The 21,484-nt window shown below is 64.7% G+C and carries 21 protein-coding genes; 9 read left to right on the forward strand and 12 right to left on the reverse strand.

Annotation, left to right across the window (positions count from 1 at the left end; all coding sequences use genetic code 11):
• From virB11 to ACM0PB_RS00605, 7 genes are all read right to left on the reverse strand, one after another.
• Nucleotides 1-1,044: a P-type DNA transfer ATPase VirB11 gene (gene virB11, locus ACM0PB_RS00575; RefSeq protein ID WP_049415061.1), complete on the reverse strand. Its 1,044-nt coding sequence runs from the start codon at nucleotides 1,042-1,044 to the stop codon at nucleotides 1-3.
• Between the two features lie 14 nt (nucleotides 1,045-1,058).
• Entirely contained in the window at nucleotides 1,059-2,330 is a 1,272-nt protein-coding gene (locus tag ACM0PB_RS00580; protein ID WP_053500185.1) for a TrbI/VirB10 family protein, read from the reverse strand.
• A complete protein-coding gene (locus ACM0PB_RS00585) occupies nucleotides 2,327-3,106 on the reverse strand; it encodes a TrbG/VirB9 family P-type conjugative transfer protein (RefSeq protein ID WP_014037652.1) in 780 nt (259 codons plus the stop codon). Before ACM0PB_RS00585 ends, ACM0PB_RS00580 begins: the two co-directional genes overlap by 4 nt.
• A complete protein-coding gene (locus tag ACM0PB_RS00590; protein ID WP_019660295.1) occupies nucleotides 3,103-4,158 on the reverse strand; it encodes a VirB8 family type IV secretion system protein in 1,056 nt (351 codons plus the stop codon). Before ACM0PB_RS00590 ends, ACM0PB_RS00585 begins: the two co-directional genes overlap by 4 nt.
• Nucleotides 4,159-4,247: 89 nt before the next feature.
• Nucleotides 4,248-4,694: a hypothetical protein gene (locus ACM0PB_RS00595; RefSeq protein WP_032954281.1), complete on the reverse strand. Its 447-nt coding sequence runs from the start codon at nucleotides 4,692-4,694 to the stop codon at nucleotides 4,248-4,250.
• A 424-nt stretch (nucleotides 4,695-5,118) separates the two neighbouring features.
• Complete coding sequence (locus ACM0PB_RS00600; protein ID WP_061480696.1) at nucleotides 5,119-6,798, reverse strand: type IV secretory system conjugative DNA transfer family protein; 1,680 nt, start codon at nucleotides 6,796-6,798, stop codon at nucleotides 5,119-5,121.
• 35 nt (nucleotides 6,799-6,833) lie between these two features.
• Entirely contained in the window at nucleotides 6,834-7,091 is a 258-nt protein-coding gene (locus tag ACM0PB_RS00605; RefSeq protein WP_005417248.1) for a hypothetical protein, read from the reverse strand.
• A 130-nt stretch (nucleotides 7,092-7,221) separates the two neighbouring features.
• Between ACM0PB_RS00605 and ACM0PB_RS00610 the strand changes: the two genes are divergently transcribed.
• From ACM0PB_RS00610 to ACM0PB_RS00635, 6 genes are all read left to right on the forward strand, one after another.
• Nucleotides 7,222-7,641: an HD domain-containing protein gene (locus ACM0PB_RS00610; protein ID WP_005417250.1), complete on the forward strand. Its 420-nt coding sequence runs from the start codon at nucleotides 7,222-7,224 to the stop codon at nucleotides 7,639-7,641.
• A gap of 127 nt (nucleotides 7,642-7,768) precedes the next feature.
• The gene (locus ACM0PB_RS00615; protein ID WP_414604765.1) at nucleotides 7,769-8,980 is read left to right on the forward strand and encodes an MFS transporter; all 1,212 of its coding nucleotides are present in this window, start codon (nucleotides 7,769-7,771) and stop codon (nucleotides 8,978-8,980) included.
• 143 nt (nucleotides 8,981-9,123) lie between these two features.
• Nucleotides 9,124-9,393: a hypothetical protein gene (locus ACM0PB_RS00620; RefSeq protein WP_005417254.1), complete on the forward strand. Its 270-nt coding sequence runs from the start codon at nucleotides 9,124-9,126 to the stop codon at nucleotides 9,391-9,393.
• Nucleotides 9,394-9,517: 124 nt separating this feature from the next.
• A complete protein-coding gene (locus ACM0PB_RS00625) occupies nucleotides 9,518-9,763 on the forward strand; it encodes a hypothetical protein (protein WP_005417256.1) in 246 nt (81 codons plus the stop codon).
• A gap of 113 nt (nucleotides 9,764-9,876) precedes the next feature.
• Nucleotides 9,877-10,125: a hypothetical protein gene (locus ACM0PB_RS00630; protein ID WP_005417258.1), complete on the forward strand. Its 249-nt coding sequence runs from the start codon at nucleotides 9,877-9,879 to the stop codon at nucleotides 10,123-10,125.
• Between the two features lie 377 nt (nucleotides 10,126-10,502).
• The gene (locus ACM0PB_RS00635) at nucleotides 10,503-12,206 is read left to right on the forward strand and encodes an ATP-binding protein (protein WP_065186201.1); all 1,704 of its coding nucleotides are present in this window, start codon (nucleotides 10,503-10,505) and stop codon (nucleotides 12,204-12,206) included.
• Nucleotides 12,207-12,214: 8 nt separating this feature from the next.
• On the opposite strand, the gene ACM0PB_RS00640 is transcribed toward ACM0PB_RS00635, so the two are convergent.
• The gene (locus tag ACM0PB_RS00640) at nucleotides 12,215-13,738 is read right to left on the reverse strand and encodes an FAD-dependent monooxygenase (RefSeq protein ID WP_065186159.1); all 1,524 of its coding nucleotides are present in this window, start codon (nucleotides 13,736-13,738) and stop codon (nucleotides 12,215-12,217) included.
• An 81-nt stretch (nucleotides 13,739-13,819) separates the two neighbouring features.
• On the opposite strand from ACM0PB_RS00640, the gene ACM0PB_RS00645 reads away from it, so the two are divergent.
• Complete coding sequence (locus tag ACM0PB_RS00645; RefSeq protein WP_065179539.1) at nucleotides 13,820-14,464, forward strand: TetR/AcrR family transcriptional regulator; 645 nt, start codon at nucleotides 13,820-13,822, stop codon at nucleotides 14,462-14,464.
• Between the two features lie 72 nt (nucleotides 14,465-14,536).
• On the forward strand, nucleotides 14,537-16,678 hold the full coding sequence (locus tag ACM0PB_RS00650; protein WP_065186160.1) for a TonB-dependent siderophore receptor: 2,142 nt from the start codon (nucleotides 14,537-14,539) through the stop codon (nucleotides 16,676-16,678).
• A 49-nt stretch (nucleotides 16,679-16,727) separates the two neighbouring features.
• On the opposite strand, the gene ACM0PB_RS00655 is transcribed toward ACM0PB_RS00650, so the two are convergent.
• The 4 genes from ACM0PB_RS00655 to ACM0PB_RS00670 form a co-directional block, all read right to left on the reverse strand.
• Nucleotides 16,728-18,050: a Smlt3024 family type IV secretion system effector gene (locus ACM0PB_RS00655; protein ID WP_065186161.1), complete on the reverse strand. Its 1,323-nt coding sequence runs from the start codon at nucleotides 18,048-18,050 to the stop codon at nucleotides 16,728-16,730.
• A 19-nt stretch (nucleotides 18,051-18,069) separates the two neighbouring features.
• Complete coding sequence (locus ACM0PB_RS00660) at nucleotides 18,070-18,942, reverse strand: Smlt3025 familytype IV secretion system inhibitor (RefSeq protein WP_495495111.1); 873 nt, start codon at nucleotides 18,940-18,942, stop codon at nucleotides 18,070-18,072.
• A 70-nt stretch (nucleotides 18,943-19,012) separates the two neighbouring features.
• Nucleotides 19,013-19,420, reverse strand: coding sequence for a hypothetical protein (locus tag ACM0PB_RS00665; RefSeq protein ID WP_414604767.1), 408 nt, complete (start codon nucleotides 19,418-19,420; stop codon nucleotides 19,013-19,015).
• A 487-nt stretch (nucleotides 19,421-19,907) separates the two neighbouring features.
• Nucleotides 19,908-20,255 carry a winged helix-turn-helix transcriptional regulator gene (locus ACM0PB_RS00670; protein ID WP_049471387.1) on the reverse strand — a complete coding sequence of 116 codons (348 nt, stop codon included), beginning with the start codon at nucleotides 20,253-20,255 and terminating at the stop codon, nucleotides 19,908-19,910.
• Between the two features lie 101 nt (nucleotides 20,256-20,356).
• Between ACM0PB_RS00670 and acuI the strand changes: the two genes are divergently transcribed.
• Complete coding sequence (gene acuI / locus ACM0PB_RS00675; protein WP_065186163.1) at nucleotides 20,357-21,346, forward strand: acrylyl-CoA reductase (NADPH); 990 nt, start codon at nucleotides 20,357-20,359, stop codon at nucleotides 21,344-21,346.
• Nucleotides 21,347-21,484 lie beyond the last annotated feature (138 nt).

Raw genomic sequence — 21,484 nt, forward strand, 5'->3', positions numbered from 1 at the left:
TCAGCCCTCCTGCCCCTGGGCACGCCCAGGATTGAAGTCGATGCCGGTGATGTAGCGCGAGCCGGCATGCGCCTTGATATGCACCACGATGTCGATGGTCATCATCAACAGCCGCTTGATCACGTTGAACTCCAGGCCCGAACCCTCGGCCGACGCCTTCACCATCAGTGCCAGCTGGTCCCAGGTCTGCTCCGGGCTGCCGGCATGGCAGCTTGTGATCGAGCCCGGGTGGCCGGACGCGCAGTTGCGGATGAAGTAGAACGCTTCGTCACCGCGCAGCTCGGCCAGGATGATGCGCTCGGGCTTCATGCGCAGGCAGGCTTCCATGCAACTCTTGGCCGTGACATTGCTGGTGCTCTGCCCGCCCTTGGAATACAACAGGTGCACCACGTTGGGCTGGGTCAGGAACAGCTCGCGTGCGTCCTCGATGGTGACCAGGCGCTCGTTGTCCGGGATATGGTTGACCAGCGCCTTCATGAAGGTGGTCTTGCCGCTACCGGTCGCACCGGATACCACGATGTTCTTGCGGTACATCACCGCACGCCGGAAGAACTCGGCGTACTCTCGCGAATGACGCAGCTCCAGCAGCTCGCGATCCTGCTCGCTGATGCTGCCATCGCTTTCCAGGATCTGATTGAAGAAGCCGTCTTCGTGATACTGGCTGAGCGACTTGGTGTGCTTGGACGGCAGACGGATGGTGATCGACACCTTGCCTGCATCACATGCAGGCGGAATCACGAACTGCGCACGCTGGCCAGTGGGGAACGTGAGCGACACGACCGGATCGGCATCGGTGATGCGCTGGCCGGTGTTGCTCTCGTTCACCACCGCCGTGCAGAACTGCCGGGCCCGCTCGAAGGTCAGGCTCGGCACGTCCACCCGCTGCCACCCCGCCCGGGTTTCCAGGTACAGCTCACCGGGACGGTTGATGCAGATTTCCGTCACTTCCGGAGAGGTCATGTACTCGGCGATGCCCAGCACTTCGTACTGATAGCGCAGGAAATCGCTGGAGACGAGGGCGAGGGGTGACACTTCGGCGTCCATGATCGTTCGTTGGGTTACCGGCGGGGATGCAGCACGTTGGTGAAGTCGACGTCCTTGGCAACGTAGACGTTCACGATCGTGCCCTGGTTGATGGTGACGGTTGGCGGACGACGGTTGCTGCTGAGTGCCTCGTTGGCCAGGCGCTCCATCGTGCGTGCGGTAGCACTCTCGTAGGGCGACTGCACCGTCATGCCATTGTTGGCGATGGTCGTGGTCTCCGGACCGTGCTCGGCGGCCGCATACTTGAAGGCATCGGAAATCAGGCTGATCATCAGCGCCGATGCGATACGGCTACCCCAGTGCGCGCTGTACTGGCCCGGATGACCGGCGCCACCCAGCTGATCCACGCCCGGGCTGGACATCGCAACGTCGATGCCATTCGGTGTGGTGATGCGATCCCAGATCACTTCCACGCGCTTGCCCATCGGACCGCCGCCGTAGGCGCCATAGATCTTGGAACCCTTCGGCAGCAGCAGGTTGCGACCGTTGATCGAGTACACCGGCTCGGTCAGCAGGCACGAGGTGTAGCCGGCGAGGTCGGTGATGATGCGGGTTTCCAGCACGCAACGCAGGTAGGTGCCACGCACCAGCAGCGCATCGGGGCTTTGGATGTAGGTGGCGCTGGAGACATCCTCGACGTCCGGGCCGCGGCGAACCTTTGCGGGAGCGGTGTTGCCGTTCTGCGCCTGCAGCGTGGCGAGCATGGCCTGTTCGTAGGATGAAGGAGGACCCCCAGCCTGACCCTGCCCTTCACCCATGCCACCCACGCCACCGCCAGACCCGGCAATGCGGCGATCAAGCAGCGAGGGGCCACGCTCGATCTCGCGCTCCTGACGCGTGCCCATCATCGCTGGCGAAATGGCATTGCTCTCCTGCGGCGGCAGCGGTGGCAGCATCGGAATCGGGTCAGCGGGCTGCATCGCCTGCGACGGAACCGGATCCGTCTGCACGGCGTCCGGCAGCGTCGGCGTAGACACGCGCGCAACTTCCGGCACCTTCTGCACGGCATTCTTGTCATCCTGCCCCTTCCGGAACAGCAGGAAGCCCATGGCCACCAGCAGCAGCACGATACCGCCGAGGAACAGCAGCGCCTTGCGGTTCAACCGCTGCTCTTCGGCAGAGCGCAGCTGCGGTGCGGCCGCATCCAGATCCGGCGCAGGCTCGGCCTGGGTCGTGCCGAAGTAGGGATTCGACGGCGCGTCCGCGGCACCCTGTGCGCCGTACGGGCTCTGGCTTTCGTCGCGTCCGTTGTTCGGGTCGTTTCCGGGAGTGTTCTGCTGGCTCATTTCTTCACGTTCCTTCGCAGGCCGACGACGAAGTCGCCGTGGCGGATGACCAGGTACGGGTGCGTCCCGTGCACGATCAGCGTATTGCCTTCAACCGTGGTGTTGACCACGAAGTCTTCACCGTATTCCGTTTCACGACCGAACACCGCCGGGAAGATGCCGGTCTTGTACTCCGGCGAATTCGGCAGTTTCAGGTAGGTGAAACGACCATCGTCGTAGGCGTTGACCGGGATCAGCCACCCCATCTTCTTCGCCTTGCTGGTCGAATAGGAGTAGTTGAAGTTGTACTGCCGGTCCTTGGCCAGTTCCGAGCTCAACAACGGCTTGGCCTCTTCTTCGACCGCTTCCTGGGCGACACCGAACACGGTGTCGTTGGGATAGACGAAGGCGATCTTGTACTGCACGCCTGCACGGCGTGCCTGCTCCAGCTGGCGCCAGTCGGTGGCTACTACCTTCAGTTCGAAGATGTAGGAATGGGTCTCGGTGCGCACCATCATGTTGGTGTCGACGTCGACGTTCTTCGGCTTGAGGTAGAACACGTTCTCGCGACGGGTCAGTTCCCAGCCGCTGCTGAAGCCGGTGCTGTAGTCGAGGATCTTCTCGTTCGGGCTCAACTCGATCTGGGTGGTCAGGCCCAGGCCGGTGCGAACCGGATAGATGCGGTCCTTCTCGTACTCGTAGTGGTCAACCGCCTGCGCCATCGCCGCTGCTGAGAACAGCAACGACAACATCGACAGCAGCGCCAGCGCGCTTCCCCTGATATTTCGACTACTCATCGGTTGCTTGCTCCATCAGCAGTTCCGGTGGAATTGTTCTGCGCCGGCCTCATGGCCGGCTGTCCGGGCATGGCCTGCCCCGGCATTGCTTGCCCCTGCACCGGCTGACCCGGCATCGGTTGGCCCTGTACAGGCTGTCCCGGCATTGCCTGACCCGGTACCTGGCCGTTGGCTGGCACCGCGACCGGCTGGCCGGTGGCCGGGTCGATCATGGTGGCCGCGGCCGGATTGTTGGGATCGTAGACACCCTGCGCCTGCTGCGCGGCCTGCGCGGCCTGCTGCGCCTGTGCCTGCATGGCGCCGTCATCCGGCACCGGCACGCCACGCGAGTAGTCGTTGTCGACGCGGTACTCGGTGACCTGGAACGCCAGCGGATTGAGGATGCGATCCTGCTCGGACAACGCCAGGTTCTGGTTGTACTCGAAGCGCATCGTCACCAGCTGGTTGTCCAGGTAGGTAGAGACGCCGGTGCGCTTGTCCAGCAGGCTGCGCTGGATGCGCACCGAAGCGCCGCGGAAGCTGCCGTTCGGTTCTGCGCCCAGCGGCGTGATGCTGAGGATCTTGACCCGGATCGCGCGTTCGCGGCCATACATCACGAACGGGTTCTGCGGATTGTTGCCGGCATAGCGGACACGCATGGACTGCGCCACCGGATCGGTGGACATCACGAACACCAGTTCCCAGTCACGCAGCCCCATCACCGCCGAGTCGTACGATTCGCGCGCGAGCACGTACTGGGCGACGTTGCTGCGATTGATCGCTTCGTTGGTGGTGATCGTCTCGCCCTGGAAGGTGCCACTCAGGCGCGCGACGGTCGCGGTACCCGTGTAGGCATCGGCCATCACCAGGAACGGCACCTTCTCCTTCAGCGGCAGCATGTAGTAGTAGCCGCCCGCCAGGGCGAGCGACATCAACAACGAGCCCGTGGCGACCCACCACGCGCGCCGCTCGCTGCGGCGCGCCATGTCGGCCACGGTGATCTCGTAGCTGACCGCCTTGGCGACCGACTGCTCGACCTTGGGACTATTGCCGGGATCCTTCTTGCGGAACATGGATTCTTCCGTACTGCTGAAACATCAATGGGCGTGGCACCCCTGCGACAGGCGCGGGGAGCGGCACGTTCGATGATTTCGAGGTGGACTCAGGTGCCGCTGTTGGAATCAGCGCCCTGCGCCGACGCGGTCGGCGTCGAGCCAGCGCTCTGCACAACGATCTGGTTGCCAACGATGGAGACGGAGATGCCCTGCGCCGCATAGGCTGCGGTCAGATCGATCACGGCCTGCTGTGCGTTGGTGGTGTCGATGTTCGAGACCGCGCCATACAGGGTGAAATCCGAGCTGAGGCGGTAGTCCAGCGTGCGCCCGGAATCCTTGGCCCAACGCTCGAGCATGGCTTTGAGCGTGCCATCCATCGGCGAGGCCTGGTAGACGTAGCTGGAGTACAGCGGAATTTCGGTCGTCGTCGCAGCAAAGCGGTTGACCGGCTTCCAGCGGCCTCCGAAATCCGGAGCGGACTTGGTGGCGCAACCGGCCACCATCAGCGCCGCCACTGCGGCGATGGACATTTTCGCGATAAACGCCTGATTCATACGGGCTTCACTTTGACGTACGAAAAAGCAGTCCCGAGCATTGGTCCCCTGGTCGTCCGGCGCTGCATCGCGCACGCCGGAATCGGAGGGACACGCTGTGTGCAGCGCACCCACTCCGGCTCCCCTGCAGCCCAAAGGCTGCCAACCAGGTCGCGGGGCCATCGGCGCAGCCGACAACACATCCGCATACCTCACCAACGTCGAAACCATCCTTGTTTCCATGGCACAAACTCCTGGCCACCCTGCTGCTACATCTTCGACATCCAGCACACACTTCTGGACGACATGCACAGGGTCGCACAACCACGCGTCAATTCCATGTCAGACAAGTCTGAAAATCCATGAACAAATGCCAAATTCTTGACCGAAATCACGAATTCACATTCTTAACTTCGAATCAAATTCACAAATTAAGCGTCGTGAATTAGACGTTCAGCATCGGAACGTCCACCTTCGGCAGCAGCCTCGAAGTGAAGTAGCGGTCCTTGTAGTAGCGGATCTTGTCGCACTTCACCGGATGCGGTATGCCCTCATACAGGAACACCTCCATGTCCGGCCCCATTGCCTTCAGCTCCTGCGGCAGCATCAGCGCGCGCCGTTCCTCGGTGAAGTTGTGGGTCTTCTCGCGGGCATGGGTGACGTTCTTCTTGCGCACCGTGGTGTAGCCCAGCATGTCCGAATAGTCATTGGCATCCTGTTGCTCACGCGGCGCGTACAGGATCTGCAGGGCATGGTTGGTGATGATGGTGCGTGACACTTCCCGGCCGTAGGTGGCGTCGAGCTGGGACATGCTCTGGATGATCGGCAGCAGGCGGATGTTGTAGCCAGCCATGTACGACACCGCCGAGGCGATGATCTCCACTTTGCCGATCGAGGTGAATTCGTCCATCAGCAGCAGGCACTGATACTTCAGGTCCGGGTTGGACTTGGGCAGTTCCTTGGTGTTGAGGTTGATCAGCTGGCTGAAGAACAGGTTGATGATCAGCCGGCTCTCGGCCAGCTTGTTCGGCTGGATGCCGATATAGATGGTCATCTTCTTCTTGCGGACATCGGTCAGCAGGAAGTCGTTGCAGCTGGTGGCCTTGTCCAGCACCGGATTGATCCAGGGATTGAGCGGTTCCTTGAAGGTGCCCAGGATCGAGGCGAAGGTCTCATCGGCCTGCGACAGCATGTTGGCGAACGCCGAACGGGCGTTGGCGCTGAGGAACGGCCGCTCCGACAGGGTCTTGAGGTACTTCTTCAGGTCGGTGCCGTCGCCGGAGGACAGCCGGTACACCGCACCGAGCGTGGGCGTGCCGGCGCCGCCCGGGAAACCGCTGCTGCGCTCGTCGTCCCAGTTCTCGAACAGGTACAGGGTGAAGGCCATGAACGCGTTGCGCGCCTGGCTGACCCAGAATTTCTGGTCCTCGGCCCCGTCCGGATACAGCATCGCGGCGATGCTCATCAGGTCCGAGACGCGGAAGGCCGGATCATCGGAGACGTAGCTGAGCGGGTTCCAGCGGTGCGTGCGCCGATCTTCGGCGAAGGGATTGAACAGGTAGATCTCCTGGCCCTGGCTGGCGCGCCAACCGCTGGTCAGGTCGAAGTTCTCCTGCTTGATGTCCAGCACGACCAGTGATTCGCCGTACTCCAGCAGGTTCGGGATGACCACGCCCACGCCCTTGCCCGAGCGGGTCGGCGCGGCCAGGATCACGAACTGCTGGCCATCCAGGCGCACCAGCTTGCCGCCATGGCTGCCGACCACGATGCTCTGGCCGGTCTTCTTGAACATGCCGTGCTTGGCCAGGTCGGCGCCGGTGGCGAAGCGCGCATCGCCGTGCAGCGAGCGCTTGTCCTTCTTCAGCAGCAGCACCAGGCCGGCCACCAGCAGCACCAGCAGGGGCAGGCCGAAGCCCACGTAGCCAGCCCATTTGATCTTGCCCACGAAGGGCGCGACCTGCGGTTGGCCGATGGCGTGGACGTACTGGTAGTAGGTGTTCCAGGTGAACAGCTGGGTGTCCAGCCCCAGGAACAGCAGGGTCAGATAGCCGGAAAACACGAAACCGAGCAGCAGGGTCGCCAGCGTGATGATGGCGATGAGCAGATACTTCTTACTGGGCAACACCCGAATCCTCCATGATGCGCACGCGGCGCGACGGCCTAGCGGTGGCGCCAGCGCGACGCCTTCTTCCGCAGGTGGTTCTCGTTTTCCAGCCCGGGCTCCTCGCCCTCTTCACGCACCAATTGCAGCAAGCGTTGGCGCGCTTCGGCCAGTGATATCAGGTCGGTCAGACGATCCCCATCGTCGGCGACGACCGCATGGCCGACCACATCGCCGGGAGCGTACACCGGCTCGTAGGACACCGCTACCAGCTGATAGCGCCCACGGGTTTCCAGCACATGCCTGAATTCCTGCATCTCACTCCTCCTTGTCGGGGCAACACTGCGTCCCCTGCCTCGCCATCATGCCCGTGGCAGCGTCATGGGCGCATCCACAACCGCTGCGGCTCTTGCGCGAAACTGTGCGCGGATATCCAAGGAGACTGCAATGGACTGGGTAGCACTTGCCCGTACGCTGGCCACCGAGGCCCACGCGGGGCAGTTCGACAAGGCCGGCCAGCCTTATATCGGCCATGTGGCGCGGGTGGCGGCCGCCGTGCGCGGCGACGATGACGCCGAAGTGGTGGCCTGGCTGCATGACGTGGCCGAGGACTGCCCGGCGTTTGCCGCGCGGATCGAGGTATTTCCGGCGCCGCTGCGCGAGGCGGTGCAACTGCTCAACCGCGATGCGGCTCCTGACGCGGACAGCTACTACGCGCGCATTGCCGCCCACCCGCTTGCATTGAAAGTGAAGCGCGCCGATCTGGATGACAACGCCGATCCACAGCGGCTGGCGATGCTGGACGGGACCACGGCAGGGCGCCTTCGCGACAAATACGCTCATGCCCGGGCGGCGCTGGGCATCTGAGCCCGCCGCGAGGCGGCGCGGAGGGCCGGCGTGTCACCGATCAAACGCTGATTTACCCTGAGTGCTGCTGCTCCTGTTGCAGTGCAGCAGTACAATGGACGGCTCCCCCGCCCCATCGCGCCTCCGCATGAGCCCCAACTCTTCCCTGGCTGCGCGTCTGACGCCCCGCCAGCGCCCCCTGATCATCCTCGCCCTGTCGCTGGGTGGATTTGCCATCGGCACCAGCGAATTCGCCAGCATGGGGCTGATGCTGGAGATCAGCCGCGGCCTGTCGATTTCCGAAACCCAGGTCGGGCACCTGATCAGCGCCTACGCCATCGGCGTGGTGGTCGGTGCCCCGATCCTCGCCTTCGTGGGTGCCAGCTTCCCGCGCCGCAAGCTGCTGTTGGCGCTGATGGGCTTCTACGCGATCGGCAACCTGGCCAGCGCGCTGGCACCGAATTACGGCACGATGCTGGTGGCACGCTTCGTCGCCGGCCTGCCGCATGGCGCCTACTTCGGCGTTGCGATGCTGGTGGCCGCTGCGATCAGCCCTGCCGGCCAGCGCGGCCAGGCGATGTCGCGGGTGCTGCTGGGCCTGTCGATCGCGATCCTGGTCGGCAATCCGTTGACCACCTGGCTGGGCCAGCAGTTGAGCTGGCGCACCGCCTTTGCCCTGGTCAGCGTGCTGGCCATTGCCACGGTGGCGATGATCGCGCGCTTCCTGCTGCCGGACCCGGACGAAGTGCGTACCTCGCCGATGCGCGAACTGCGCGCCTTCAACACTCCCCAGGTGTGGCTGGCGCTAGCGATCGGTGCGGTCGGCTTCGCCGGCATGTTCTGCGTGTTCACCTACCTCGCACCCACCCTCGTGCAGGTCACCGGCGTGGCCGAATCGTGGATGCCGCTGGCAGTAGGCGTGTTCGGCATCGGCGCGATCATCGGCAACATCGCCGGTGGCTGGCTGGTGGACAAGTTCCATTTCAAGGCCGCCGCCGTGGTGCTGCTGTGGTCGATCGTGATGCTGCTGCTGTATCCGCTGGCCGCACAGTCGGTGTGGACCATCGGCCCGATGATCATCACGGTCGGCACCATGGGTGCGCTGGCGGCGGTGCTGCAGACGCGCCTGATGGACGTGGCCGGCGAAGCGCAGACGCTGGCGGCGGCCTCCAATCACGCCGCCTTCAATACCGCCAACGCACTCGGCCCGTGGCTGGGCGGCATGGCGATCAGCGCCGGCTTCAGCCCGGCCAGTACCGGCTATGTCGGTGCAGCCACCGCGATCGGCGGCCTGCTGCTGTGGTGCGTGGCGGTGATGCTGGACAGGAAGCGCAAGACCGTCGCCGCCGGCAACCACTGAAGAACGGACGACCGCATCCACAGGTCAACCGTTCGACTGAGCCGGCTTCGTCGCGCTCCTGACGCGCGATGAACACATTTCGTGGATGTGCATTTGGGCACAGTGCAGCCGACGCCGTTTTCTCGGCCTGCACCGGACCCGCAATGCACCACCCTCGCGCCCCTGCCCGCCACGATGCCATCGCCTTGCAGGCCGGCATGCTGGGCAGCGTGTTGGGGGTGGCGTTGTCCAAGGCCATCGCCTTGTCCGCGTTGGCAGCCGATTCGATGATGGGGATCGGGCTGTGGGTGGTGGCCTGCGCACTGCTGGCTGCCTGGGCGCTCGCAGCCTATCTGGCCTGCCTGGCGCTGAGCCGTCGTGTGTTCGTGCTGATGGTGGCGCTGTGCATGGTGCTGATGATCTGCATCGCCTGACCCAGCAGGGGCCGGACTATCGCGCATTTGTTACAGAATAACAAGTGCAATGGGTCCGATTGTGCATGCCCGGCGTCACGGATTTGAATTCCATGACCATCCTGGCATTACCCGAGGCCACCCCATGAACCTGCAGCCTTCATTCCGCGCCACCCTCACTGCCATCGCTCTGGCGTCGCTCAGCGCCTGCGCCACCTACGACGACAGCGCCATGCATCCGACCTGCCAAGAGTCACCCCATCTGAAGGATCTGCCACGCGAGGTCGCTGCCCGCGAGAGCCGTTGCAACAAGGGTGTGGAAGTGTGGTCGAGCGAGCGCGGCGGCAGTGACAAACCGCTGGACCTGAGCGGAAAGAAAAAGGATCTCTGAAATGGAGCGCTGCCGGTTGCCGCAGCTGTCTTGATCATGTCCATGCACCTGGCTGACTGGCCCATCACAACCGGCGCGCGACGATGAGGTCTCCCCACCCTGTCGAGATTCAGATGCCGGACACTGCCCACCCTGTCATTCGCGCGTTCGAGGCCGTGTTCGATCTGTCAGGGGGCGTGCAGCGCATCACCGCGCTCACGGTCACCTGCCGGCATTGCACATCGACCAGTTCGGCCAGTGAGGACAATCTGGTGCACTTGCCAGGTGGAGCATTGTTCCGCTGCGACGGGTGCGGCTGCCATCAGCCGGTCAGCCATGCCCGGCTGTCGGACTGGCAACCGGCGTCGTTGCTGGGTATCTGAGGACCGCGACGTGATAATGACTGCGGAACAGCGGAAAATACTCCAAGCGATCGCCGCTGCAGAACCGGTGCGCGGTGATGCCGCAACCTGGGCGGTGACCGCCGGATGGGCTGTACAGGCAGAGGACGGGGATATCGATCTCACCGAGGCTGGCCGGGATGCGCTCACCGCGCAGGCAGGTCGTGAGGGCTAGACCCGCCGCTCAGGCCAGCTCCGCCTCCCTTCGCGCTGCGCCGCGATAGCGGCAACCTGCGGAACAAGGGGTGCATCGCTGCCACGTCGGCGGCGAAGTGGCGAGGCCTTCATGTCGGCGGTGTGCAGAGCGTCATGACATGCGCTCGGCTATGCTGCGCCACCTTCCTGCGCCAATGGCGGCCATGCATCCTTTTCCCCTGCCAGTCTCTGCACCTGATCAGCTCGCCTACCGACTGCTGCAGGACAGTGACTGGGCCCGCTCGGCCACTGCCGCAAGCGCACCCGCCGAACTTCGCACGTTACTGGCGATGATCCTGGATTCGCCAGAACCCCTGTGGCTTGCCTGGGGCAAGGAAGACAAGGCGTTCTTCTTCAATGATGCGTACCTGCCCATGCTGGGGGAAAAACTGCACCGCGCGATGGGCAATCGCCTGGAGGATGTCTGGGCGGACGTATGGCCGGACGTGGTGCAGGCCGTCAACGATGCCTTCGCCGGCACCAGCCGCAGCTTCAAGAACCTCCCGTTGATGATGGATCGCGACGGCACGCTGCGTGAAACATTCTGGACGTTCTCCTATTCGCCGCTGCGCGTCGGCTGCGGCAGTGTGGCCGGCATCCTGTGCGTGGTCAGCGAACAGACCGAACGGGTGATCGAGCGCGACCTGCACAGCCGCCAGGTCGCGGCGATCACCGAGCAGGCGCGGGAGGCCCATCTGGAACTGGTGCGCGCCCGCGAGCAGCTGCGGCAGTCGCAGAAGCTGGAGGCGATCGGCCAGCTCACCGGCGGGGTGGCCCACGACTTCAACAACCTGCTGCAGGTCATCACCGGTTCGGTAGACATGCTCCTGCACACGTGGCCGGCAGACGACACCCGGCGCCGCTACATCCAGGCCATTGCAACAGCGTCGGACCGCGCCACCAAGCTGACCGCGCAACTGCTTGCATTCTCGCGTCGCCAGAGCCTGTCGCCGGAAGTCTTCGACCTCTGCGAAAGCGTGCACGCGCTCTCGGATATCATCACCACGGTACTTGGCGCGCGCATCCAGGTGTCGTTGACATTGCCCGATACACCGATGCCGGTACTGCTGGACCGGACCCAGCTGGACACCGCATTGATCAACATCGCGGTCAATGCCCGCGACGCGATCGAGGGACACGGCCGGGTGACCATCGAAGTGGAACGGGTAACCGCCGTGCCTTCGGTGCGCTTCGCCGCGCCGATGAAGGGCGACTTTGCCGCGATCAGTGTGACCGACACAGGAGCGGGCATCGACCCTGCGGTGGTTGACCGCATTTTCGAGCCCTTCTTCACCACCAAGAGCGTGGGCGCTGGGACCGGGCTCGGTCTCAGCCAGGTATTCGGCTTCGTCAAGCAGTCAGAAGGCGAGGTGGACGTGCAGAGCCAGGCCGGCGCCGGTACCCGCTTTACGCTGTATCTGCCACTGGCGCAGGCAGGAGAAACGGCGGAACGGCCGGCGGCGCAATCGGGGCTGCAGCATGGTCATGGCGTCTGCGTGCTGGTGGTGGAAGACAACGTCGACGTGGCCGAATTTGCGGTGGGCGCCCTGCGCGAACTCGACTACAGCGTGGTCCTTGCACGCAATGCGGACGAGGCCCTGGCCGAGCTGGAACGGGATGCCGCGCGCTTCCATGTGGTCTTCAGCGACGTGGTAATGCCGGGCATGAACGGCCTGGATCTGGCCCGTGCCATCCGCGCCCGCTTCCCGGAGCTTCCGGTGATCCTCACCAGCGGCTACAGCGAATTGCTGGCGCGGGATCCTGGCCATGGCTTCACCCTGCTGCGCAAGCCGTACTCATTGAAGCAGCTGGCCTCGGTGATGACCGAGACCGGGCACCGCGCCCAGGCCATGATGGCATCCCCCTAGCGCGCCGTTCACCACGGCAAACCGAACCAGCGTTCCAGCGAAGACTCCAGCCCCGACGTGTCGCCGCCAGCATCGCAGGCCCAGGCCACAATACCGTCAGGGCGGACCAGCACCGCACCCAGTCCCATCGCATCGCGCGCCGTGGATATCACGCAGGTAACCGAGCGTTGCCAGCGCGCAAAGACCGGGCCGAGTGAAACGCCGGTATCGAGCCCCAGCAGCACGCCCTTCCCTGCGCGCAGGAGCTCCCCCATGCGATCGCCATTGGCCAGCTGGACGTCAGGCGCGCTTTGGCCAACCCACGGATGCTCGCCGTTGAACACCGGTGGTTGTGCCACGCCCCACAACCGCTCAGCGAGATAGGTGGCACCGTCGCGGGTCGCGGCCAGGTCGGCGAAGACCGCCGCCAGCGCGCGCTGCCCTGGGCCTGGTCGCATCAACGCCACCTGCGCACGCGACCAGTCGAGCACCCGCGCGCCGATCGGATGGCGCTCCGCCTGATAGCTGTCCAGCAGCGTCTCGGCGGCGTCGCCTCGCGCCACGGCGGCCAGCTTCCACCCCAGGTTCATCGCATCGCCGATGCCGAGATTCAGGCCCTGCCCTCCCAGCGGCGAATGCATGTGCGCCGCATCACCAGCCAACAGCACGCGGCCGCTGCGATAGGCCGTGGCCTGGCGCGCGGCATCGGTCCATGTGGTGGCCAGATGCAACGCGGTGATCGTTGCCTGGCGCCCGGACACCCGCCGCAGCAACGCCTGGGCGGCGTGCAGGTCCAGTGGCCTGCGGTGGCCTGCGCCACCGTCGAAATCGGCCAGCGCCAGCACGCCCGGCGGGTTGAAATTGCACATGCCGTATTTGGTGAACCGACGCCCCGGGGTGAGCACCGACGGATCGGCCAGTTCAACCTGCAGCGTGTACCCGGTGAACTCGGGCGCCGTCCCTGCGAACTCGAAGCCGGAGTGCTTGCGTACCGTGCTGCGGGCGCCATCGCAACCGACCAGCCATCGGCCCCGCATCAGCCCGCGACCGGTCTGCACCTGCATCTGTGCGTCGTGTGCCTGCACTGCCTGCACCGAACAGCCACGCTCGATCTGCACACCCAGCGACACTGCGCGCTCGGCCAGCACCGTCTCCAGCGACTGCAGCTCCACCGCCATCTGGGTGGGTACCGGGGTCGGCAGGCGATCACGCCAGCGCCCGCTGTCCACGTCATCCAGCGCGAACGGAATGCCGGCGAAGTGGCCTCCCAGCGGCCGCGGTTGTGCCAACCAATGGGCGGTGCCGGGCGGCGGTGCGCCCTTGTCCGGCTTCAGCACCTGGCGGGCTGCGACCGCGTCCAGCAGGCCGCGCCGATCCAGCGCTTCCAACGTGGGCGCGTTCAAGCCGCGCAGGCCAAAGGGCAGGCGCTTCAGGGCTGAATCGGGCGACTCAGCCTGCTCCAGCAGCAGGACCGAACAGCCGGCCTGGGCCAGCTCGCAGGACAGGAACAGGCCGACCGGGCCGGCCCCGGCAATGACAACGTCGTACAGCATCAGGTTCCCCCGCCTGCGCCGGCCCGGCGCTCTGGTGCGCACAATGTTACACTCGGTGTACGTTTACACAAGCCAACCGCCATGACCCCGCCCCAAGGCCGTCGCGAGCAACGCAAGGCACAGACCCGACAGGCAATTTCCGATGTCGCCACCGCGCTGATCATCCGGCGTGGCTTCGAGGCGGTGTCGATGTCCGAGATCGCCAAGGCCGCCGGGGTCTCGCGCAAGACAGTCTTCAACTATTTCGCCAGCAAGGAGGACCTGGTATTCGACCGCGACGAGGAGGCGCGGGCGTTGCTGCGCGAGGGCATGGCGGCGCGCCGCGGCATGACGCCGCTGGCCGCCTTCCAGTCTCTGGTGAGGGAGCTGCTCGACAGCGGCCATCCCCTGTTGCGGATCAACTCCGGTGCAGCGGCCTTCTGGGCCACCGTGGCCGACAGTCCGGTGCTGGTCGCGCACGCGCGACGGCTGCAGGCACTGCTGGCCGACGACCTCACGCTGTTGATGGCAAGCGCGGTCGGGCGGCCAGCGGATGATGCCGAGGCACGCCTGGGTGCGGCGATGCTGCTGGCGTCGATGGTGGCGGCCTATCAGGGAGGCCTGGCCAGCCAGCAGGAGGGTGAGGATCCGCGCCAGGCGGTGCTGCAGCTGATCGTACGCGGCGGCACCGGCGTGCTGGTGGCCCTGGCCGGCACCCCGTATACCGACCCGGGCCCGCGTCCATAGTGCATCCGGGGGATAGGTCCCGAAGCACTGCAAATGCTAATCTTTCTCATTTGCAGCCCAGCCTCGTCCCTCATGCCCTTTCCAACCCCGCTCAAGCGCGCCCTCTGCCTGGCGCTGCCCCTTTCCCTGGCTACACCTGCACTGGCTTCCGAGGCCTTCGCTGACACCCCGAAGGACCTGGACAAAGTGGAAGTCCGCGGCCGCGCGCAGACCCTGTATCGCACCAACGATGCGGCCGTCGGCACCCGCACCGATACCCCGCTGGAACTGGTACCGCAGTCGATCCAGGTCGTGCCGCGCGAGCTGATCGACGACCAGGCGGCGCGCCAGGTCACCGATCTGTACCGCAGCATCAGCGGCATCAGCTTCTTCAGCTATGCCGGCGTCACCCTGCGCGGGTTCCGCCAGGAGAACGTGCTCTACGACGGCCTGCGCGGTGATCCCTATGCAGGCTTCTCGGTGCCGCAACTGTTCAATATCGAACGCGTGGAAGTGCTGAAAGGTCCGGCCGGTGCGCTGTACGGCGGTGGTGATGCGGGCGGTGTCATCAACTATGTAACGCGCAAGCCCAAGGCGCGCGCCGAACGCCGCATCGAGCTGCAGGCAGGCGACAAGGACTTCCGCGCCGGATCGATCGAAGGCACGGGCCCCTTGAATGCCAGCGGCAGCATTCGCTATCGCGCCGGCCTGTATGCCGACAGCGAGCAGGGCGTGCGCTGGAATGCCGACAGCGAAAGCGTGATCGGCGATGCCTCGCTGGCCTTCGATGTCGGCCAGACCGGCGAACTGGTGCTGCAGTTCACCGACATCACCCAGAACCTGGGCGGCAACCGCCTGCGCGGCGTGCCGGTGAACGATGCCGGCAGCTTCCTGACCGACCGGCGATGGAACCACAACGAGGCCAGTGACTTCCTCGACATGCGCGCCAAGGTCGCACTGGCGCAGTATCGTTTCGCACCGCGCGACAACCTGGACGTGGACATTGCCGCGCGCTGGTTCAGCAACAACGAGCACCAGATGTACCACGAGCCGATGGGGCTGATTGATCGTGATCGCGACGGCGTGGCCGAGTGGATGACGCGCCAGCTGCGCAACCAGATCCGCGACAACGAGGCCTTCACCGCCAGCGGCAATGCCGTCTGGCGGATCAACACCGGCCGTATCGAACACAAGGTGCTGTTCGGTGCCGACGTGTATCAGCTCGACGCCGACTTCACCGCGCAGACCGCCAACAGCGCCGACCTGGCACGCGGCGCCGGCCCTGTGCGCGGCATCGACCTGTTCAACCCGGTCTATGGCGCGAGCACCTGGCACGACTACAACCTGGCCGCACTACCCTGGCGCAGCACCGCCACCCGCAGCAAACGCTACGGCGGCTATCTGCAGGATGAGCTGGCACTGGGCACGCGCTGGCATGTGCTGGCCGGACTGCGCTGGGATGGCTTCAAGGATGAGGACCGCATGGGTCGCAGCAGCGTCGATGGCAATGCGCTCAGCTGGCGTCTGGGCAGCACCTTTGCCGCCCGGGACGGCGTGAACCTGTACGCCAACGTCGCCAGTGGCTTCGTGCCGCAGAGTGCCGCCAACCAGAATCCGTCGGCCGGTGGGCCCTTCGACGCTGAGCGCAGCAGGCAATGGGAAATCGGCCTGAAATCCCTGCTGGCCGACCGTGTGACCCTGAACATGGCGGCCTACCGCATCGACCGCAGCAACATCGTGCAGGCCACCGGCGAGGTGATCGGCGGGGTAAACCAACTCGCTGCACTGGGCCTGGTACGCAGCACGGGCATGGAACTGGACCTGCTGGCCGACGTGACCGAGCGCTGGGTGGTGAACCTGACCTACGCCTACAACGACGCACGGGTGAAGGATGCCGGACCGAACGGCATCACCAATGCCTCCGGCGACCGCTTCGCCAATGCGCCACGCAACAAGCTCGGCGTGTGGACGCGCTACGACCTGCCGTCAATCAACTCGGCCATCGGCTTCGGCGCCGACCATGTGGGCGAGCGTGTCAGCCTGGATGGGCAGGCGGTCAAGGCATACACGGTATTCGACATGAGCTGGAAGACCACGTGGAAGCAGTGGCAGTTCCAGGCCAACGTCAAGAACCTGTTCGACAAGGTGTACGCGGCCAGCGGCTTCATCGAGCGCAACGGGCATTTCCCGGGCGAGCCGCGGCGGGTGTATGTGCAGGCGGCTTACAGCTTCTGAGAAGGCCTTCCAGCAGAGCCGGGCGCCCGCTCGGCTCTGCTGCGTAACCTCAGCCCATCCGCATCGCAGGGTTGTCACGCGCGTGGACGTCGTTGTCCTGCTGGCGCTGCATGGCCGCCTGCTGTCGTTCCAGGCTGGCGGCCTCGATCTGCCGCAGCGAGTGTTCGACCGGCGTCTGCACTGCCGTGTCCGTAGGCATGACCGCTCGCAGATGCGCGGGATCGCTCATCTCGCCCTGCACCACGAACACGTTGCGGCCGGCCGGATGCTCGGCGGTCTGCGCGCTCAGCAGCACATGGTCGGCCCGTTCAAGCTGGTTGCGACGGGCCAATGCCATCACGCTCGCTACGAGGCGCTCGCTGTTCTCGTCGTGGGTACGCCCGGCGCCGGCATCGATCGCGGCCACGCCTTCGCGCACCTGTTGCATCAGTGCGTAGTCGCGGTGGCCCGGACCAATGTCGGCCAGGCGGGTCGGTGCCTGCGAGAAATCCGGCACGTCGTCCACAGCTGCGGTCAGCGGGCTGCGGGTGATGGTCCGGTACGGGTCGTCCGGGTGGAACTGGGTGCGTTTTTCCTGGCGCTCCAGACGAACCTCGCGCGCGTCGTTGAGCTCGGCGATGCGTGCGGGGTCTGTGATCTCCCGCATCGACATGTGGCCGCCGCCCGCGCTGACACTGGCCCACTTCCTGTCCGCTGCGAAATACATTGCGTAGTAGCTGTTGCCACCGATGACGTTCGGATCGACCGCCGAGCGCCCTTCCAATGCCTGAGTGGCTTCCAGCACGCTCAACCGGGTGAGGTACTGGCCGCCCTTCGCCCATCCCATCTGGCTGATGGCATCAACACTGGTATTGCCTACGCGCGGGCCGCCGGCATAGTCGTTGTTGAGCATGTTGGTCCAGATCTGCTCCAGCTTCTCGGGGCCGCTCTTCTGTTCAGCCGCCTGCAGCAACACGCGCGGCGTCCAGCAGTTGGGATCGAGTTCATGCCGTTCAAATGCGCGGTCGTGAGCCAGCATCACGTCTTTGCCGGGAAGATTCAGTGCCAGGTCGGATCGCCCCTGCTCCATCCAAAACAGGCGTCGCTCCAGGTCCTGGCGCAGAAGCGTCTGCCCAAACATCTCCCATTGGCGCTCGCTCAGCTGCGCGTCGGGAAAGCCGGAGCCCTTGCCTTCCTGATGCCGGGCATACTCCTGTGCATAGCTGTTTGCAACGCGGCCAGGCAAGCTGTCGTTGCGAACCACGCCCAGCGCAAGCGTCCCATAGCCATCCGCGTCCGGCAGCTGCGACAGATAGTTCCAGTACAACTCGCGGTTTCCAGCCTTGGCATAGCTGGCCAGAATCTTGAGATTTTCTTGCGTCAATCCGCCCATCGCCTGCTCCTGAATGCACTCACTTCCGGACCCGGGAGCGCGCGAGAACATCCCGCACCGCATCTTCCATCCGCTTCCAGTCCGCCAGGAAGGCCCGCTTGTAGTTCAGCGAGATGGAAAGCTTGTTCTCCACATCCGAGAAATAGTGGAAGCACCCCGCGGCGGCTTGTCCCTGCTCACTGATGACCTGATCGCCCTGCAGTCGAACGCCGTCCCCCCGGAACGCCGTGTTTTCGCATTTGATGAATGTGGTCAGGTTGCCGTTGGGAGCGCGCGCGATGTACCAGTCATCTTCATAGGCAGGATTGCGGGTGGGCGGTTGTCCATAGCGTGCTTCGTACTCCTTCGAGAAAACCGCCATCCTCGTTTCATCGATGGCGTAAGGCGTCAGGCCCATGACATCGGGCTGCGCAATCCGCAGATCGAGCCGATCCCGAGGATCCTTTCGCTCCACCGACCCCTCCTCGGTGGATGCCTGGTTGGAGGACAAGCGCTCCAATGATGTTTCGATTGGCGCACGATCGATGTAGTCGATCGCCACAGCAATCTCCTTCCGGAAATCATTCGTACGCGGATTGGCCCGGGCGCCCGGCGCCGTCGGCTTCATGTCCGGCCACTCGATGACCAGCGTCACGCCCTCGCCTGGCCACGGTGCGATCTGGCTGTCCAGGTAGTTGGCCGGAATGCGGAAGGTATTCGGCCCGAGCTTCACGTCCACGGGCGCATCGGTATAGGTGTGGCCGTTGATCGTGCGGCCGGTCTGCGTTGCGCCGGACATGGCGGGATTCCCTTCGTGTTCGGTGGACGGTGACCGTGCACATGCGCTGGCGCTCACCGCGACGGCAAGTGCAAGCGTCAGGCAACGGCTCGGGGACATCACGTGCGTGGGCATTCCATTGCAGGGTTCCAGCGCCACTATAAGGAGCCGGGCGTCAACCGAACAGGAACCGCATCGCAGCCCTTCATGGAACCAGGCAGCGCTCTACCTGCAGTGACAGCACTTGGCAGGCGTTGAACAGGCCCTCGACCACGGCGGCGGAGGGACAGCAGGCGGGATCGTCGCTCTCCCGCGCCACATGCGCAGCGTGCAGCACCGCGGTCAACGCCGTGATGCCCGAAATGCTGCGGGTCGCCAGGGCCATGTCGAAGGCGCGGCCGGGGCTCAGGCACATTTCACTCCAGGCCTCGCCATCAGCGCGCAGGTTCCTGCCGTGGCCTGCCAGATGTGCAAAGAATGCCGATGGCGTGACGAACTCGGTGGATTCGCGGAGCGCGTCCTCCAGCGTTTCGGCCAAGGCAGCGGGAAGTTCGCGCACGGCGGCGCCCAGCAGCGCATGCAGGCGGGGATGGTCGGGAAGACGTTCGGGCATGACGGCAACCTCACGATGTGGCCACCTGCAGATGCAAGGTGGCGGACGGTGCGGGTTGGCGTGCCGGATACGTAGTACGAAAGCCGACGGGCCCTAAGACCCCCACGCACCATCCGCCATGAACTGACAGAAGGTGCATTGTCGTGATCGCAACATACGTTGCAACTACGACGCCTTGTACTACGTAAGTTCGGGACGCCAATCCCGGCCACGGCGAATGCCTTGGCGCGGACATGGTTACCGCCCTGAACCGGCGGTGGAAAGCAGGGAAATCCTGATCGATCACGTCGCTACGTTAGTTGCGTCAGTGGATGTCGAGTTGTCCATTGACTGGCGTTCTTCGCCAGCAGGCGACTACCATCGACGCGTACTTTCCGGACGCCCTATCCAGCCGTATACGACATGCGCGCTCGCGGTGCCAAAGACCCGCCGATGGCTGTAGGCATTCGCGAAACCCGCATGCGGCAAGCGCAACGCCGCGCAGCCTTCAGCTATCGCCTTGGGTGCTCTGATAGCCGCGGTAGGTCTCGCCCCACTCGCGCATCGCCAGCAGCACCGGCGCCAGCGTGCGGCCGAACTCGGACAGCTCGTATTCCACTTTCGGCGGCACTTCCGGATACACGTGGCGGATCACCACGCCATCGGCTTCCAGTTCACGCAACTGGCTGGTCAGCATGGACTGGGTGGCATTGGGCACCCGCCGCGTCAGTTCCATGAAACGCCGCTTGCCGGTCATCAGGTGAAAAAGAATGATCGGCTTCCACACGCCGCCGATCACCGACAGCGTGACTTCCACCGCGCAACCGCTTTTGCCGTCCCACCGTTTGCTACGCATGCATACTCCGGAAAACCATAGTACCTACGGAAAATCATCGTTCTTGTTGCAATAGTGGCACGAGCCTAGCATGGCCCCATTCCATCAATGTGAGGCCATCCATGACGTTCAAAGCCCTGCTGACCGGCAAGACGAACAACCAGCTTTCGACCGAGCTGGTCGATTTCGACGAGGCGGACCTGATGGACGGCGACGTCCTGGTGCAGGTCGAGTACTCCACGCTCAACTACAAGGATGCGCTTGCGCTCACCGGCAAGAGTCCGATCATCCGGACATTCCCGCTCATTCCCGGCATCGATCTGGCAGGCGTGGTGCTGGAATCCAGCAGGGCCGACTTCAAGCCAGGCGACCGCGTCGTGCTCAATGGCTGGGACCTGAGCATGGGCCACCACGGCGGCCTGGCACAGCGCGCCCGCGTACGCGGCGAATGGCTCAACCGGATTCCCGGCAACCTGAGCACCCGCGATGCCATGGCCATCGGCACCGCTGGCTATACCGCGATGCTGTGCGTGCTGGCCCTGGAACATGCCGGGGTGACGCCCGAGAAGGGCGATGTGCTGGTGACTGGCGCCAACGGTGGCGTCGGCTCGATTGCGGTGGCGATCCTGTCGAAGCTGGGCTATCGCGTGGTAGCCGCCACCGGACGCCCGGAGCATGCTGAGTATCTGCACAACCTGGGTGCGGCCGAGATCATCGATCGTGCGCAGCTTTCGGAGCCGCGCGAGCGGCCGGTGAGTGCCGAACGCTGGGCCGGCGTGGTGGATGTGGCCGGCGGCCCTACCCTGGTCAACGCCATCGCCGAGACGAAGTATCGCGGTGCCGTGGCCGCGTGCGGCCTGGCGCAGAGCGACGCTCTGCACGGCTCGGTATTGCCCTTCATCCTGCGCAACGTGACCCTGGCCGGCGTGGATTCGGTGAATGCCCCACAAGAGGTTCGCCAGCGCGCCTGGGATCGGCTTGCGACCGACCTGGACCCGCAAAAGCTGGAAAGCACCGTGCAGCAGATCGGCCTCGCCGAGGTGCTGGATGTCTATGAGCAGATCATCCCCGGCAAGGTGCGCGGCCGCATCGTCGTGGATGTGAACGCCTGAGGCCTGTCGCGCTGGCGAGGGTGCAATGCCATCGCTGGCTCACGCGCGCGACTGACCGGAAAACGCAGCGTGCCACGCCAAGCCGCCTTATCATGGGGCGGCAAGGGCGCTTTACGCCCGGTGACGTACGCAAGGCAG

Source organism: Stenotrophomonas sp. AR029 (assembly GCF_047520695.2).
Classification (GTDB): Bacteria; Pseudomonadota; Gammaproteobacteria; order Xanthomonadales; family Xanthomonadaceae; genus Stenotrophomonas; species Stenotrophomonas sepilia.

What these genes read in the sequence shown, in the direction of transcription:
- ACM0PB_RS00670 (WP_049471387.1), bottom strand. Translation starts at nt 20,255, where the DNA reads ATGCGTAGCAAACGGTGGGACGGCAAAAGCGGTTGCGCGGTGGAAGTC.
- ACM0PB_RS00585 (WP_014037652.1), bottom strand. Translation starts at nt 3,106, where the DNA reads ATGAGTAGTCGAAATATCAGGGGAAGCGCGCTGGCGCTGCTGTCGATG.
- acuI (WP_065186163.1), top strand. Translation starts at nt 20,357, where the DNA reads ATGACGTTCAAAGCCCTGCTGACCGGCAAGACGAACAACCAGCTTTCG.
- ACM0PB_RS00645 (WP_065179539.1), top strand. Translation starts at nt 13,820, where the DNA reads ATGACCCCGCCCCAAGGCCGTCGCGAGCAACGCAAGGCACAGACCCGA.
- ACM0PB_RS00635 (WP_065186201.1), top strand. Translation starts at nt 10,503, where the DNA reads ATGCATCCTTTTCCCCTGCCAGTCTCTGCACCTGATCAGCTCGCCTAC.
- ACM0PB_RS00620 (WP_005417254.1), top strand. Translation starts at nt 9,124, where the DNA reads ATGCACCACCCTCGCGCCCCTGCCCGCCACGATGCCATCGCCTTGCAG.
- ACM0PB_RS00595 (WP_032954281.1), bottom strand. Translation starts at nt 4,694, where the DNA reads ATGAATCAGGCGTTTATCGCGAAAATGTCCATCGCCGCAGTGGCGGCG.
- ACM0PB_RS00655 (WP_065186161.1), bottom strand. Translation starts at nt 18,050, where the DNA reads ATGGGCGGATTGACGCAAGAAAATCTCAAGATTCTGGCCAGCTATGCC.
- ACM0PB_RS00630 (WP_005417258.1), top strand. Translation starts at nt 9,877, where the DNA reads ATGCCGGACACTGCCCACCCTGTCATTCGCGCGTTCGAGGCCGTGTTC.
- ACM0PB_RS00590 (WP_019660295.1), bottom strand. Translation starts at nt 4,158, where the DNA reads ATGTTCCGCAAGAAGGATCCCGGCAATAGTCCCAAGGTCGAGCAGTCG.
- ACM0PB_RS00625 (WP_005417256.1), top strand. Translation starts at nt 9,518, where the DNA reads ATGAACCTGCAGCCTTCATTCCGCGCCACCCTCACTGCCATCGCTCTG.
- ACM0PB_RS00610 (WP_005417250.1), top strand. Translation starts at nt 7,222, where the DNA reads ATGGACTGGGTAGCACTTGCCCGTACGCTGGCCACCGAGGCCCACGCG.
- ACM0PB_RS00615 (WP_414604765.1), top strand. Translation starts at nt 7,769, where the DNA reads ATGAGCCCCAACTCTTCCCTGGCTGCGCGTCTGACGCCCCGCCAGCGC.
- ACM0PB_RS00580 (WP_053500185.1), bottom strand. Translation starts at nt 2,330, where the DNA reads ATGAGCCAGCAGAACACTCCCGGAAACGACCCGAACAACGGACGCGAC.
- ACM0PB_RS00640 (WP_065186159.1), bottom strand. Translation starts at nt 13,738, where the DNA reads ATGCTGTACGACGTTGTCATTGCCGGGGCCGGCCCGGTCGGCCTGTTC.
- ACM0PB_RS00650 (WP_065186160.1), top strand. Translation starts at nt 14,537, where the DNA reads ATGCCCTTTCCAACCCCGCTCAAGCGCGCCCTCTGCCTGGCGCTGCCC.
- ACM0PB_RS00605 (WP_005417248.1), bottom strand. Translation starts at nt 7,091, where the DNA reads ATGCAGGAATTCAGGCATGTGCTGGAAACCCGTGGGCGCTATCAGCTG.
- virB11 (WP_049415061.1), bottom strand. Translation starts at nt 1,044, where the DNA reads ATGGACGCCGAAGTGTCACCCCTCGCCCTCGTCTCCAGCGATTTCCTG.
- ACM0PB_RS00665 (WP_414604767.1), bottom strand. Translation starts at nt 19,420, where the DNA reads ATGCCCGAACGTCTTCCCGACCATCCCCGCCTGCATGCGCTGCTGGGC.
- ACM0PB_RS00660 (WP_495495111.1), bottom strand. Translation starts at nt 18,942, where the DNA reads ATGCCCACGCACGTGATGTCCCCGAGCCGTTGCCTGACGCTTGCACTT.